The organism is Mesorhizobium sp. M1217, assembly GCF_040318275.1.
GTDB lineage: Bacteria > Pseudomonadota > Alphaproteobacteria > Rhizobiales > Rhizobiaceae > Mesorhizobium.
This window is the reverse complement of record NZ_JAMYMA010000018.1, coordinates 39,765-52,751: the sequence shown is the minus strand read 5'-3', so window position 1 is coordinate 52,751 and position 12,987 is coordinate 39,765. Positions and strand designations below refer to the sequence as shown.

At 58.8% G+C, this 12,987-nt stretch carries 13 protein-coding genes and 1 pseudogene; 4 read left to right on the top strand and 10 right to left on the bottom strand.

What is annotated here, in order from left to right:
• Window positions 1-17 precede the first annotated feature (17 nt).
• Window positions 18-371: a Rieske (2Fe-2S) protein gene (locus NKH37_RS26110; RefSeq protein ID WP_023721725.1), complete on the bottom strand. Its 354-nt coding sequence runs from the start codon at window positions 369-371 to the stop codon at window positions 18-20.
• Between the two features lie 11 nt (window positions 372-382).
• Complete coding sequence (locus NKH37_RS26105; protein ID WP_353041736.1) at window positions 383-1,465, bottom strand: amidohydrolase family protein; 1,083 nt, start codon at window positions 1,463-1,465, stop codon at window positions 383-385.
• Between the two features lie 134 nt (window positions 1,466-1,599).
• On the opposite strand from NKH37_RS26105, the gene NKH37_RS26100 reads away from it, so the two are divergent.
• From NKH37_RS26100 to NKH37_RS26090, 3 genes are all read left to right on the top strand, one after another.
• On the top strand, window positions 1,600-2,457 hold the full coding sequence (locus tag NKH37_RS26100) for a LysR family transcriptional regulator (RefSeq protein ID WP_023721722.1): 858 nt from the start codon (window positions 1,600-1,602) through the stop codon (window positions 2,455-2,457).
• A 91-nt stretch (window positions 2,458-2,548) separates the two neighbouring features.
• Window positions 2,549-3,625, top strand: a complete 1,077-nt coding sequence (locus NKH37_RS26095) for an FAD-binding oxidoreductase (protein ID WP_353041734.1) — start codon at window positions 2,549-2,551, stop codon at window positions 3,623-3,625.
• Window positions 3,626-4,198: 573 nt separating this feature from the next.
• Complete coding sequence (locus NKH37_RS26090) at window positions 4,199-4,846, top strand: DUF1236 domain-containing protein (protein ID WP_353041732.1); 648 nt, start codon at window positions 4,199-4,201, stop codon at window positions 4,844-4,846.
• A gap of 99 nt (window positions 4,847-4,945) precedes the next feature.
• Here the strand turns inward: NKH37_RS26090 and NKH37_RS26085 are convergent, their stop codons facing one another.
• The 3 genes from NKH37_RS26085 to NKH37_RS26075 form a co-directional block, all read right to left on the bottom strand.
• Window positions 4,946-5,188: a polymerase gene (locus NKH37_RS26085; protein ID WP_352642851.1), complete on the bottom strand. Its 243-nt coding sequence runs from the start codon at window positions 5,186-5,188 to the stop codon at window positions 4,946-4,948.
• 235 nt (window positions 5,189-5,423) lie between these two features.
• Window positions 5,424-5,552 (bottom strand): DUF4142 domain-containing protein, encoded by a 129-nt coding sequence (locus NKH37_RS26080; protein WP_352642849.1) that lies wholly within the window; start codon window positions 5,550-5,552, stop codon window positions 5,424-5,426.
• A gap of 917 nt (window positions 5,553-6,469) precedes the next feature.
• A complete protein-coding gene (locus NKH37_RS26075; RefSeq protein WP_353041811.1) occupies window positions 6,470-6,628 on the bottom strand; it encodes a helix-turn-helix domain-containing protein in 159 nt (52 codons plus the stop codon).
• A 194-nt stretch (window positions 6,629-6,822) separates the two neighbouring features.
• Here NKH37_RS26075 and NKH37_RS26070 point away from each other — a divergent pair, with 194 nt between their 5' ends.
• Window positions 6,823-8,715, top strand: coding sequence for an ABC transporter ATP-binding protein (locus NKH37_RS26070; RefSeq protein ID WP_353011127.1), 1,893 nt, complete (start codon window positions 6,823-6,825; stop codon window positions 8,713-8,715).
• Between the two features lie 553 nt (window positions 8,716-9,268).
• Here NKH37_RS26070 and NKH37_RS26065 read toward each other — a convergent pair.
• The 5 genes and pseudogenes from NKH37_RS26065 to ehuD all read right to left on the bottom strand — a co-directional run.
• Window positions 9,269-9,847 (bottom strand): annotated as a pseudogene (locus NKH37_RS26065) (SOS response-associated peptidase family protein); the annotation flags it as partial.
• Window positions 9,848-10,044: 197 nt separating this feature from the next.
• On the bottom strand, window positions 10,045-10,272 hold the full coding sequence (locus NKH37_RS26060; RefSeq protein ID WP_352642845.1) for a hypothetical protein: 228 nt from the start codon (window positions 10,270-10,272) through the stop codon (window positions 10,045-10,047).
• A gap of 435 nt (window positions 10,273-10,707) precedes the next feature.
• Window positions 10,708-10,989, bottom strand: a complete 282-nt coding sequence (locus NKH37_RS26055; protein WP_353041729.1) for a hypothetical protein — start codon at window positions 10,987-10,989, stop codon at window positions 10,708-10,710.
• Between the two features lie 323 nt (window positions 10,990-11,312).
• On the bottom strand, window positions 11,313-12,221 hold the full coding sequence (locus tag NKH37_RS26050; protein WP_352642841.1) for an aminotransferase class IV: 909 nt from the start codon (window positions 12,219-12,221) through the stop codon (window positions 11,313-11,315).
• A gap of 108 nt (window positions 12,222-12,329) precedes the next feature.
• Window positions 12,330-12,980, bottom strand: a complete 651-nt coding sequence (gene ehuD, locus NKH37_RS26045) for an ectoine/hydroxyectoine ABC transporter permease subunit EhuD (RefSeq protein WP_095203550.1) — start codon at window positions 12,978-12,980, stop codon at window positions 12,330-12,332.
• Between the last annotated feature and the right edge of the window lie 7 nt (window positions 12,981-12,987).

Here is a 12,987-nt window from a genome sequence, read left to right as displayed (position 1 = left end):
TCGAATCCGTACCTCAATCAGGCCGTCACATAGATGCTGCCCGCCTCGACGGTTACTGGAAATGTGCGCGCGCGAACGGACGGATCGACCAGGGCCGCGCCTGATTTGATGTCGAATTCCCAGCCATGCCAGGCGCAGCGCACGATCTCGTTTTCGCGGTGATAGATGAATTGCGCCTCTTCGACCGGTGCAGTTGTTCCGCATTGCGGCCCCTCGCAAAGCGGAGCGCCGCGGTGCGGACAAACATTCAGCAGCGCGTGGAATGAGTCTCCGATGCGAAAAACGCCGACCGAAAGGCTGCGGATCTTGGCGATGAAGGCAGATCCGGTTTCGATCTCGTCGACACGGCAAATATATGTCTTCTCGGGCATCGTCTGCTTCCTCAGGCGGCATTCGCCGCTTGCGCGCGGGGGATGCGTTTGTAAACCTCCAGCGCATTCAGCCCCATGATCTTGCTCTTCCAGGCAGGAGGGATTTGCAGCGTGTTGGCATCGTCGTAATCCCAATGCGGATAGTCTGAGGCAAACATCAGCGTATTTTCTCCGTCCATTGCCTCGAGAGTGGACCAGAGATGCTGAATATTTGCGGGCTGCTCCAGTGGCTGCGTGGAAAAGCGGATGTTGCGCCGGCAGTATTCGGAAGGCAGCATTTTCAGCCATGGCGTCTCTTTGCGTAGGGCTTTGTAATCTGCGTCCAGGCGCCACAGCACCGACGGCACCCAGGCGACGCCGCATTCGATGACCACGAAGTAGAGGTCCGGCCATTTTTCGAAGACGCCATGCGCAATCATGCTTGCGACATGCGAAATCGCCGACATGTGCAGGATGGCATGGGTCTCCCAGAAGAATGTCGTCGGGGCCGGAGCAATCGCGGTCGAATTCACGCCGCCATGGCCGCCCAGATGTATGGCAAAGGGCAGCCCCACCTCCGCGCAAGCCTCGTAGATTGGATGGTAAAACGGATCGCCATAAGGCTTGACGGAGCCTTGCGAAGCGAGAACCTGAACCATGCGCGGATGATTGCTCAGACGGCGTATCTCGGCGGCCGCGAGCTTCGGATCCTGTGGCGCGATGATGATCGAGCCCATGAAGCGATCGTCCTTCGGCAGCCATTGGTCGATCTGGTAGTCATTGTAGGCGCTGACGAGGGCGCTGGCATAATAAGGATTGGCGAGGGTGGAAGCCTCGATCGGCTCATCGCCGGTCAGGATCGCCACATCGACCTTGTACTTGTCGAGGTGCTTCTGTTTCATGATGAGATAGTTGTCGGCTTCCGTTTTCGGACGGACGTCCTTGCGGGAGAAGTCCTGCGGATGAAACCAGGGACGATGGCCATGCGGGAAGGCGCCAACGGGACCCGTCTTCTCCCCTTCGACGAACATGTCCTTCCATAGGCCGGAAAGGTAAGGCTCCAGTACAGTGGCGCTTGACCAGTAATTGTGACAATCGCAGTCGACTGTGAACACGTTGCTCAGCTCCGTAGCTTCAGCCTGGTCGATCTGCCGGCCGATTTCACCGAGGGCAGCTTCCGCCTTGAGTATTGTTTGATCAAGGTTATGATCCTGCGCAATATGATCGACTTTTTCGATCGGGAGGTCCCGTGCAGCTAGATCACATCGAAACCTTTCTCGACATCATCGAGTCGCGAAATTTCAATCGTACCGCCGATCGCTTGGGGTTGACCCAGTCGACGATCAGCACCCGCATCAAGAACCTCGAGAGCGCGATCGGGTCCGAGCTCTTTCAGCGCGGGCGCGCCGGCGCTGAGCCGACAGCCGCGGGACGGCGGTTCGAAGCGTACGCCAGATCCCTGCTGTCGACCTGGTCGCAAGCTCGCCACGACGTGCGGGCGTTCAACCGTTTCGAGGGCACCTTGCGCATCGCCGCACAAGTGGGCATGACCCGCTCGGTCCTGCCCGGATGGGTCGAGACACTATGCCAGGCCCTTCCAAAGTCCTCGATCCATGTCGAGTCGGATTATTCAAACCAGATGGTCAGCGACCTTAGCATGGGAAATCTGGATATCGCCGTGCTTTATGCGCCTCGCTACCTGCCTGAGATCGCCTACGAACATCTGATGGTTGAGGAATATGTGATGGTTTCGACGGCTGCCAGAACGCTGTCCGACGTCGACCCCGAAACCTACATTCGCCCGGGCTACACGGCCGTGCTGGAAAAGACGCACGCAGAGTTGCTGGCCGAGTTGGCGATCTGCCGGCTTTCGACGGGATCGGAAACTCTGGCGGAGATCATGCTCCGACGCACGGGTGGCACCTGCTATATGCGCAGCGACGATGCGCGCAGGTTCACTGCTGAACTCCCATCGTTCTTGGTCGAGGGAGCGCCGACGCTGTACCAGCCAGTCCACACCGCCATACTCGCGCGCCGCAAACACGAACCCATCATTCGCAAAGGCATCCGAGCTCTCCAGGTCGCTGTAATGTCTCTGGAAGTTTAATCGAAATTGCCGATCATAAAGGCAGGATTGCGCGGCTGTTCAGCGGGTGTTGAAGTGGCATCTTGGCTCGACTTCAAACCCGAGTTGAATGATGAATGCACACGCGGCCTTTGCAACCTCCGGCTTCGTCCCGACGAAGCGTCACCGACAGTGGGCACAGACCACACCACAACTTGCGCTCTGCCGGCGCGTGATCGACGAAACGCACGATGTGAAAACGTTCGTTCTCACACCCGCCTCAGATCGGATGTTCTGCTTCAGCGCTGGCCAGTATGTTCTTGTGCACCTGAGGATCAACGGTGCCGCGGTGACGCGCTCCTACTCCGTTTCGTCACCGCCGACGCGACCGCTCGACCTTCAGATTACCGTGAAGCGGACGCCGGGCGGGCTCGTTTCGAATTGGCTCCATGATAATTTGAAGCCGGGTGATGGGATCGAGATCGAAGGGCCGCTCGGCTCGTTCAATCTCGACGATCTGCCGCATGCAAAGTCCCTCTTCCTTTCGGGTGGCAGCGGGATAACTCCCGTCATGTCAATGCTGCGCACACTTACCGACCGGGCAGCCGACCAGGATATCCGCTTCATTCACAGTGCGAGAACGCCGGACGACATCATCTTTCGGCTCGAACTGGACGCACTTGCCGCTCGCTTTCCCAATGTTCAAGTGACTAGCATTTGCAGTCAGGATGACCCGGCATGGACGGGTCCAACCGGGCGAATTAATCGTGAGATGCTCCTGACCTTGGTTCCCGATCTACTCAGCCGCACGGTTTTTGCCTGTGGGCCGGAGTCGTATATGAAGGCGGCACGCGCCTGCCTGGACGCAATCGGCCTCACCCCTTCACAGTATCATGAGGAGAGTTTCGGAGGCGGCAACAGTTCGCCTTCGGTAACGGCTTCAAAGGTGTCGTCTTCGGTCCGCTTCGCCCGCTCCGGCATTGCGCATCACTGTGCGCCCGGAGAGACCCTGCTGGAAGCGGCGCGCCAATGTGGCGTCCACATCCCCACCGCCTGCCAGCAGGGAGTTTGCGGTACCTGCCGGATCGCCAAGCTGTCCGGCGAAGTCGTCATGGACGACCTGGGCGGGCTGACCTTGGAGGATCAATCGGCAGGCTACATCCTGGCGTGCTGCAGCCGCCCACATGGCGACGTTTTGCTTGATCTCTAACTGTACCGCATCGCGGGACGAAATCGGGTCAGCCTTTGCGTTCCACGACCAAGCCATACTAATGCGACCGCAAGTCGTTAGCGTTTCGGAACCTGTTTTTCCGCCTACCACTTTCGCCAGCGAGATCGTCTCGTGCACAATCGCTAGGGAACGGGTGCCCAATTGGCTGTCTTTGCAACCAAGACAAAGGGCAAGTGGTGGTCAGCCCAGCCGGATTCTTCGCAGCTACTCGGATGGGTTGGCGAACCCGGTGACTTACGTGAACTTACGGTCCACGTTCTTTCTGGTCGGTGATCCGGCGCAATCCATTTTTGGGTTCGCGGGGCGCGTCCGGAGTTAATCGATTCCTTTGCGGACGAGATCGGTGCCAAGCGCGATCTATCGCTGAGCCGCAGTTTTACGCGGCGAAGGGACGCATTTTCCAAGGAGATCTCTCATGAAAGGCGTTCTGATCACCAGCATGCTAGCAATCAGGTCAGCTGCGGGGCCGCACTTGCCCAGACGCAGCAGTCGACCGACCAGTCCGGCGCCAATTGTGCAACCGGCACTGCCAATTGCCAGAACGGCGCCAAGATGGGCGAGCAGGCTCAGGGCAAGGCCGGCGCTACGACTGATCAACAGGCTACGGGCAACACGAAGATGAAGACTGACGAGCAAGCCCAGGGCAAGGCCGGCGCTACGACTGACCAGCAGGCTACGGGCAACACGAAGATGAATACTGACGAGCAAGCCCAAGGCAAGGCCGGCGCCACGACTGACCAGCAGGCCACTGGCACCACCAAAATGAAGACTGACGAGCAAGCTCAGGGCAAGGCTGGCGCCACGACTGATCAGCAGGCCGCTGGCACCACCAAAATGAAGACCGAGGAGCAGGCTCAGGGCAAGACTGGGACCACGACCACCGAGCAGACTCAGGGCAATGCCTCGACGCAGACGCAAGACCAGAGTTCGACCGCTTCCATCAGCAATGTGACCGTTGAACAGAAGACTCAGATCACCCAGGTCATCAAGGAAACGAACGTCCAACCCGTTTCCAATGTCGATTTCGACATCTCTGTCGGCATCGAGGTTCCGCGAACGAAGGTCCGGCTGCATCGTCTGCCGGCGCGCATCGTCAAGATCGTTCCGGCTTACGAAGGCTATGAGTATTTCGTGCTCGCCGATGGCCGGATCGTCATCGTCGACCCGAATACCTACAAGATCGTGATTATCCTGACTTAGTTGTGGCCAGACGGTTTGATTGAACCAAAGGGTCCGTCGCGCAGGTCGCGTGGCGGGCCTTTCCGCATCTCCTCGCTCCGCATCTGCTGCAATCGCAGATCACGGTCCGTCCTCGGGGCGAGGAGTGAGCATGGTCTGATCGACCGTGTCGGGCAGGCACGGAGTGGGCACGCAGCTTGTTCGGACTGACGCGGTGGTCATGGCATCGATATCCGTGACCAGCACCATTCGCGCGTAGTGCCGCGGCCACAGCGGTTCTCCAAACAAGATGAAGATGCCGCCAACCATCAGCGCCACCAACAAGAGTGCCGTTGCGTTTGCAAATATCTCGCCGTAGCGCATTGGTAACCTGTCCTGGCCGGAAAGCGATTCAGCTTGTGACAGCGGCAATCGGGACGGTGCCGAAACCCAGCTCTACTGCCCTTGGCGCCTCGCGAATGCCGCCTCCCATTGGATCCTCCCGGGAATAAGCCAGGTGAATAACGGCACTCTCGCTACTTTGTTCCCGGGACCCGACGACAGCCGCTCCCTTCATGCCGGGCGTATCCGTTGGCGAAACCGCTGGCGGTCGTCGCCCTCATTGATGCGCGGCAGCGAGATCCTTCACGTGACGTTCGTGCATTTGCAGCACCGGCAGCGTCTTTTTGGCAAACTCCTTCATCGCCGGATCGTCGCCGGAATTTGCGTAAGCGGAAAACAGCGCCACCGCTTCCTTCGCTTCACACGACGACGAGGGGATATTGCTTGGAGAGCCGATCAACGGAGCGCACTTATTCTGATCCCAAAGAGATCAGGCGACCTGCTCGGCTATCTGCGTGGCATTGGCCTGACCGCTTCCGGAAGAGAATTTCTGTTGGGGTTTGGGGCTCAAAAGGGCGCCGATCTGCCGGAATTTCTCGACCAACTGAATCCCAGCACATTGGCATGCGGAGACATTTCCCGTAGCAGAATGTCTATAGATTGGCAGAGGCGAGAATTCCTGATGCAGCGGTATGCTGCGATCCTCGCGGGTGGCCCAAGGGCTCCGGCCCGCAGCAAAATACCTCGCGCTCAAGATTCCTGCGCCATCAGGCCGCGAACCGCGTAGCCGCTATCGGGAGGCGCGGTGGCCATCAATCCCTCGATCTCTGGGCGCAAACCGAACTGTTCGAGTTCGACACTTCGGCAATGATGGAACGAAAATATCTTGGCGGGGTTACGTGTGCGGGTAAATGGATGAGCGAATGAGTAGGTCCCTCCGAAGCGCTATTTTGAAGCTGAGACAAGACGCGGGTATCTTCATCCTCATAGTTTGGCTGCTTGGATGCTATGCGCTTGGCGCAATCTTGCTGGTTTCTTTGCAGCTCTTTGACGTATTCTAGCCTTGCGCGCGCGACAACCTTCCCAAGGACCATTTATCGCGTAGGACGGATGAGCTCCCACGCCGCGCCTTACGCGTCGGCGGCGCCATGGTTGCGAAGAACGAATTGGGGCATGGCTCGCTCCCTGACGGGCAAGAGCACGTACCCTCTTACGGTCAGCTGCATCCGAAAGCGTTGGCCGCCGATGCGAAAGTATAGGCTTCAAATGCGCGATTGGCAAAGAATCTGTCCCTGGCGAAAGGCTGGGGAAGCTCGGCTTCCCTCAGTGGAGGCCCGTCGGCGATGGTAGTAGCGAATATCTGCGGACTACACAGTCCCCCATGCCCCGAAACATTCCCCTGCCCGTCATCTCGCGCAGGTCGAGCTCGCCGACCAGATTGAGCGCCCCCTGTTTTGTCACTTTTAGCCGCTCCTGGATCATGCGGGTGAGCTGACTTCGCGGTGTGGCCGCGTCGCCGGACAGCCGATGCCGGACCGCCTTGGTTATGGAAAGGGTTGATTTTCGAGGGAGCGCAATGCATATTTCGCCCCGCCGCAGGCGTCCGAACGGGGAGAGTACGATGAGAGCGTCCATGTCCAACAAGAGAGGAGATCACAAACAGGACATGAAGCGTAATGCAAACACGACTCCGAAGCGCCGCCTTGCAAAGAGGCACGTCCCGTAGCGACCGGAAACCCTGGCTGCCGAGTGCAGCGAATATCGGCCCAACGGCTGAAATCGATTCAACAGATAAGCCGATTCCCAGAACGCGACCTACGCGCAGCAAGCCGTATTCGCGTGCCAGGAAGTTCCTGTCCTATTACAGGCCGCATCTGCCGCTGCTGGCGGCCGATCTCGCCTGCGCGCTGCTGGTTTCGGTGACAGCGCTCTTCCTGCCTCTCTGCGCCAGCTACGTCACCAAGCATCTGGTCCAGCTTCCCGACGCACCGGAAGCCCTCAATCAGATCTATTTGATGGGCGGGGCCTTGCTAGCCCTGGTGGCGGTGGAAGTGCTCGGCAGCCTGTTCGTCGACTATCAGGGCCACGTCATGGGCGCGAAGATCGAGAGCGCGCTGCGTAAGGAGCTGTTCGAACACTGCCAAAAGCTCGCGTTCAGCTTTTACGATCGCCAGCGGGTCGGCCAGTTGATGAGCCGCATGACCAACGACTCCTTTTCGTTAGGCGAGCTCTTCCATCACGCACCTGAGGATATGGCGATCGCGGTTTTCAAATTCGCGGGCGCAATCCTCCTCCTGGCCTATATCGACCTGCCGCTCACCTTCCTTATTCTCGGGGTTACGCCCTTTGCAGTGCTCTACGCGTTGCATTTCAACCGCCGCATGAACCGGGCGCTAAGGCTCAGCAAGGAGCGGATCGCGGCGGTCAATGAACACATCGAGGATTCGCTCGCCGGTATCCGCGTTGTCCAGTCCTTTGCCAATGAGGAACTCGAGATCAGCCGCTTCGACGAGGAGAATGCCCGTTTTCTTCAGAGCCGCAGGGAAGGCTACAGGAGCGAGGCCTTCTTCTCGGTCGGGAACACGACCTTCGCACAGCTTATCACGGTCGCCGTCATCGTCATGGGCGCCGTCCGGGTCGTCAATGCCGAGCTCGGCGTTGCGGATATGCTGACCTTCCTTCTGTGCGTCGCGGTGCTCGTCGATCCCGTCAAACGCCTGGCAAATTTCGTGCGGCTCTGGCAGGAGGGTTACACCGGCTTCAGTCGGGCGATGGAGATCCTGGAGGTGGAGCCGGAGATCGTGGATCGGTCGGGTGCCTCCGACATCGCCCGCCCGTGCGGCGCCCTGGCGTTTCGCGATGTCAGCTTCCGCTACGAAGAGGACGGGCCACATGTTCTCAAAAAACTGTCCTTCGATATTGCTCCCGGCGAGTTCGTGGCCCTCGTCGGCGCCTCGGGCGTCGGCAAGAGCACCTTATGCGCGCTGATCCCGCGCTTTTACGAGGTGAGTGAAGGCGCGATCCTGATCAACGGTGCCGACATCCGCGACATCAGCTTGAAGTCGCTGCGGCAAAGCATCGGTGTCGTGCAGCAGGACGTCTATCTGTTCGCCGGTACGGTGGCGGAAAACCTCCGCTATGGGCGGCCGGATGCGTCGGAAGTCGAAATCATCGCGGCGGCAAAGGCGGCCAACGCTCACGATTTCATCATGGCGCTCTCGAATGGCTACGCCACGGATGTCGGACAGCGCGGTGTGAAACTGTCCGGGGGCCAGAAGCAGCGCCTCACCATCGCCCGGGCGTTCCTCAAGGATCCAGCAATCCTGATCTTCGACGAGGCTACGAGCGCGCTTGACAATGAAAGTGAGCGGGCCGTCCAGGCCGCATTGCTCGACCTTGCCGAAGGGCGGACGACGATCGTCATCGCCCATCGGCTTTCGACCGTTCGCAATGCGGACCGGATCCTGGTGCTGACCGAACAGGGGATCGCCGAACAGGGCACCCATGAAGCCTTGATCGTTGCCGACGGAGCCTATGCCCACCTCTATAAGGCGCAGGCCAGCATCTAATCGGCGTGCGCATGGAGGAGCGCGAAAGAACGACCCCGCTGCGGACTTCCGCTAGCCCATAGATCTGGTCCAGCCGAACTCGGAATATGGATTCCGCTGATCAATGCAAGGGAGCGCCTGGCGAACGTAGGGAATCGTTTCTTGCGGCAGATTGCGGAGCGGCCACCACCCAAGATCACTGTGCTTGTCCGGTTCCTGCAACGCGGGCGTCCCGTTCCAACGCGTGACCTTGAAGAAATGACCGACCTAGTCTCGACTTTCTGTCAGGCTGCGCAGCGTATGTGCATATGCAAGATCACCCTTCTGCGACGTCGGATGCTTCCGGGGGCTGTTCGTCGAAATTTAAAGCAAGTCAACGCATTCCAAAAGAGGGCGTCGCGTTGAAAGTGCGTTAAAGAATGACTGCCCTAATCACGGCTTCAAGCCGAGGGGTCAAAATGCCTTTCAGACAAGCCGGACTATACGCTTTCGATCTGGATATTTGCCAGCGGGTGTTCGAGCAGCTCTGCAGCCGCCAGAAGATTGACCGCTCCTCCCCTTTCGGGACGAACGGACGAACTGTCTCGACCGAGAGCGATCCGGCCGCAAGCGGCCGCAACAGCTCAGCCTCAGGCTTTGTCAGATTGATCCAGGCCGCCCAATTCTCCGGCTGAAGGACCACAACCTGCCGATTGTGGTACGGCGCGACATCCGGTCCGGGATCGGCCGTCAGCATGGTGAAGGTGGGCGGCTTGTTGCCGACTCCCTCGCGCCAAAGCCCAGCGATGACCATGAATGGAGAGCCGTTGAGCGTGAAGCGATGTTTCGCTTTCGGATATTTCGTGCCTGTAAATTCGAAGAACGCTGACGCAGGAACGAGACAGCGGTTGCTGTTTCCGAACTGCCGGCCTTCGGAGCGGAAATTGAACACAGGCCCGCCTTTTGGTCCGGTCGGTGGAAATCCGAACGTCATCGATGCCAGTTCAATCTTGTCATCAGCGGCACGCATTATTGGCGCCGGATCATTGATGTGGACGTCATCAGACTGGGGCAAATCAAGTTCGGTCTGGTGGGTCGGGATTTTGAGCGCCAGCGATGCCATCATCCGGCAATATTCAGCCCAGAGTACATGTTGTTCATAATCGTTGCACATAGGAGGCTCCGGACCTGGGCGACCTGCTTACAGTAAGGCTATGACATGCACGATGAAAAGCGGCGCGGCGCTCTGAACGGATCCAGTTCATCGAAGAAGTCAGCCTCTTTAGCGGCCGCCGCCATAACGCATGGAGTCGCCGGACCGCAAGGGAGGCGGCAAACCGACGCTGGAAACGAGTCCTTTCGTCAGCGGTGTCAGACGTCTACGCTACCGGATGGGGGGCGGATTCGATGCTCAGGGTTCTCGTAGACACGTGCGTCTGGCTGGACATCGCCAAGGATTATAGGCAGCAGCCCGTCATCGGCGCGCTCGAGGCCCTCATTGGGGCAGGCGAGGTTGAGCTGCTGGTGCCGAAAGTCGTTCTCGATCTCGTTCATTGGCGCAGCGCCGCCGATGCCAATGGGGGTGATGGAACACATCATGGCTTCGCCCTCGTGCAAAGCTTATTTCGCGGTCGTGGACATAGACCCGGACAGGCCCGACGAGGGCGTGACCCACCAAACCTCACTCGTTGCCTACGGCTGAAGTTTGGCCTTGGAACCCGTCAAAAGGCTCACACCCTGACCGCGCGCAGGAAATGCAGGCTCAGCCACTGGAGTGGGCCGCAAGCGGATAACGCCCTCGTCCGGCTTGGTCGCTATCTGGTTCTGCTCAACGCAAGAAACCTAAACGAAGTCCTGACGAGAGTCGCCCCAGTGAAGGTAGGTACGCTAGGCAAAGACGCTTCGTCTAACCGCTAGCGGCCACTCGTAAACACGCGCGGCCGTTCCCTTCAAGCGACTCAGTGTAGAGAGTGCGCTCGGCGCTCGCTACTCGTTTCCCTGTCTTCTGCTTGAGCGAGGCAGGTTTGGTAGATATCAGTGCGGCGCGCCGTCGGGCGAGTGCAGGAGTCTCCAGGTCAAGCCGACACGACCATTGAACAGAGACGCAAAACGTTCGGCGGCGACGTCCTCCAGGCCATCATCGACCAGAGCCTCAATGCTTCGCCGCACCAACGCGATTTGCATCTCGCGAGCGTGGTCTACGTCCGCCTCTCTCATTATTTCCATGACGTGGTAGGCCACGACAGGCTGGCCGAGGCAACACAGCAGCGTGCTCGCTTCGGCTGTCGCCGCTGCAACTGCTTCTTCGATCTTCATTCTGGCGCTCCTCATCGAACATGATGCTGGCGCCTCCCCGGTGAGACGACGGTATTCCGTCGCTTCCTTTTTTCAATTTCGGCTGTCGCGCACGAGCGAAAGTGGCAGGTGCGCCAGCAGGACAATTGCTCCCTTGTCTTATGCTCCTGGAGCAACTCACCGCTTCGCCAATCAGTATCCTCCAAGATAGAACTAAAGGCGATCACTTAGTTAATTGATGGTTAACGGCGACGCTTGAATCTTATGCGTTTGCGCGTGCGTTTTGGGCAAGATCCGCCTTGCGCCAACCACCTCGACGGGCAACTTGGCTATGCTCCTTGGGATCAAAGTTGATTAATAGGTGTAGCATGCCAGCCTTGGTCGCGTTTGCTCCAGTAGATTTCCCCCAGCCTCGTCGTCAGAGAGCCCGGCTTTCCGTCGTCGATCAGTTTGCCATTGACGCTGGTGATCGCCATGATGCCGCCCGCCGTGCTGCACGCAAACACTTCGTCCGCGCTGATCAGATCGCTCTCCGAAATCGATTTGACGTCCACCGGCTGGCCGATCTCACGGCAGATCTCGATGACGCACCGACGTGTTATTCCCTCAAGTACATTGTATCCTGGTGTAGAGAGTACCTTGCCCGTCAGCGCGAAAACGTTGAACCCGGGACCTTCACTTATGGTGCCCAGATGGTTCTTCATCAGCGACGTTTCGCATCCCGCATCGTAAGCGTCGTAAAGGCTGAGCACGAAGTCGATCCAGTTGTAGTTCTTGATCTGCGAGGGAACCGAGTCTGGCGGCAGGCGCCACCGGCTGGAAATCCAGACTGAGAGGCCACGCTTGCGCTGTTCTTCGTTGGCGACGACCACGAACGGAACGCAAAACGCCATGAACCTGTTCTTGCAAAGACGCGGATCGCGCGATCCGGCGGGGCCAAGTCCGCGTGTCATGATCATCTGGACCGTCGCGTTGGCTAGTCCCGTCATCTCCACGCAGGACTTCAGGATCGTCTCGATTGCCTTGCGCTCGATGGGCATCGTGTAGCGCAGCCGGGCACAGGATTGTTCGAAGCGATCCAGATGGTCCTGCAGCCTGAAGAACGCGCCATTGCGAACGGAAACCGTGTCCTGGCACGCATCGCCGCGCGTGAAGCCCCAGTCCATCAATGGGATCGACGCTTCCGCGATCGGAACATAGCTGCCATCGATGAATGCCATCCCTTCGCGGTGCAAGTTGAGTGTCCTTTTCATTTCCATCTCTTTCATGGCAGTTGCGCGTAGGCTTGAGACGACGCCAGCTATCGACAGGCGACGATGTCCAGGATGGAGGTTGCAGTTCGCTTCGATTCGACGGTGATCTCAGCCGGCGGGAGCGCGTTTCATGCGGTCTTCAATCTTCAGGATCAGCATCGAAGCCGGATAGCTGACGATGAAATAAATGACGAAGGCGGCCGTATAGACCTCCAGGTATTTGTAAGTCGTCGATGCGATCTGGTCGGCGGTAAACATGAGCTCGTTCACCGAAATCACTGCCACCAGCGCGGTGTCCTTGAACATGGCGATGAAGTAGTTTCCGATTGGTGGAATGGCGATCCGAAGGGCTTGCGGCAAAACGACCAGCAGGAAGATGGGTGTCGGGCGCATGCCGAGCGAACGTGCAGCCTCGACCTGTCCCTTGCCAATTGCCGATATGGCACTGCGGTAGACCTCGGAGAGATAGGCCGCGTAGTTGAGCGACAGACCGAGTATCCCGGCAACCAGGGCCGGTATGTAGATGCCGACATAGGGGAGCACATAGTAGATATAGAAAAGCTGCAGCAGCAGCGGCGTACCCCGGATGAAGTCGACATAGATCGCCACCGCCCATCGGACGGGTCCGATGGGCGACATGCGGGCGAGCGCAATGAGAAGGCCCAGCACAAGGGCAATCGCCATCGACGCGATCGTGATCCCGACCGTCAGGGCAGCGCCCCTCAGCAGCGCCGGCAGGAACTCGAGCACGTCGTTCATTGCGATC

What these genes read in the sequence shown, in the direction of transcription:
- NKH37_RS26075 (WP_353041811.1), bottom strand. Translation starts at nt 6,628, where the DNA reads ATGATCCAGGAGCGGCTAAAAGTGACAAAACAGGGGGCGCTCAATCTG.
- NKH37_RS26090 (WP_353041732.1), top strand. Translation starts at nt 4,199, where the DNA reads ATGGGCGAGCAGGCTCAGGGCAAGGCCGGCGCTACGACTGATCAACAG.
- NKH37_RS26060 (WP_352642845.1), bottom strand. Translation starts at nt 10,272, where the DNA reads ATGATGTGTTCCATCACCCCCATTGGCATCGGCGGCGCTGCGCCAATG.
- NKH37_RS26110 (WP_023721725.1), bottom strand. Translation starts at nt 371, where the DNA reads ATGCCCGAGAAGACATATATTTGCCGTGTCGACGAGATCGAAACCGGA.
- NKH37_RS26055 (WP_353041729.1), bottom strand. Translation starts at nt 10,989, where the DNA reads ATGAAGATCGAAGAAGCAGTTGCAGCGGCGACAGCCGAAGCGAGCACG.
- NKH37_RS26095 (WP_353041734.1), top strand. Translation starts at nt 2,549, where the DNA reads ATGAATGCACACGCGGCCTTTGCAACCTCCGGCTTCGTCCCGACGAAG.
- NKH37_RS26085 (WP_352642851.1), bottom strand. Translation starts at nt 5,188, where the DNA reads ATGCGCTACGGCGAGATATTTGCAAACGCAACGGCACTCTTGTTGGTG.
- ehuD (WP_095203550.1), bottom strand. Translation starts at nt 12,980, where the DNA reads ATGAACGACGTGCTCGAGTTCCTGCCGGCGCTGCTGAGGGGCGCTGCC.
- NKH37_RS26070 (WP_353011127.1), top strand. Translation starts at nt 6,823, where the DNA reads ATGCAAACACGACTCCGAAGCGCCGCCTTGCAAAGAGGCACGTCCCGT.
- NKH37_RS26050 (WP_352642841.1), bottom strand. Translation starts at nt 12,221, where the DNA reads ATGAAAAGGACACTCAACTTGCACCGCGAAGGGATGGCATTCATCGAT.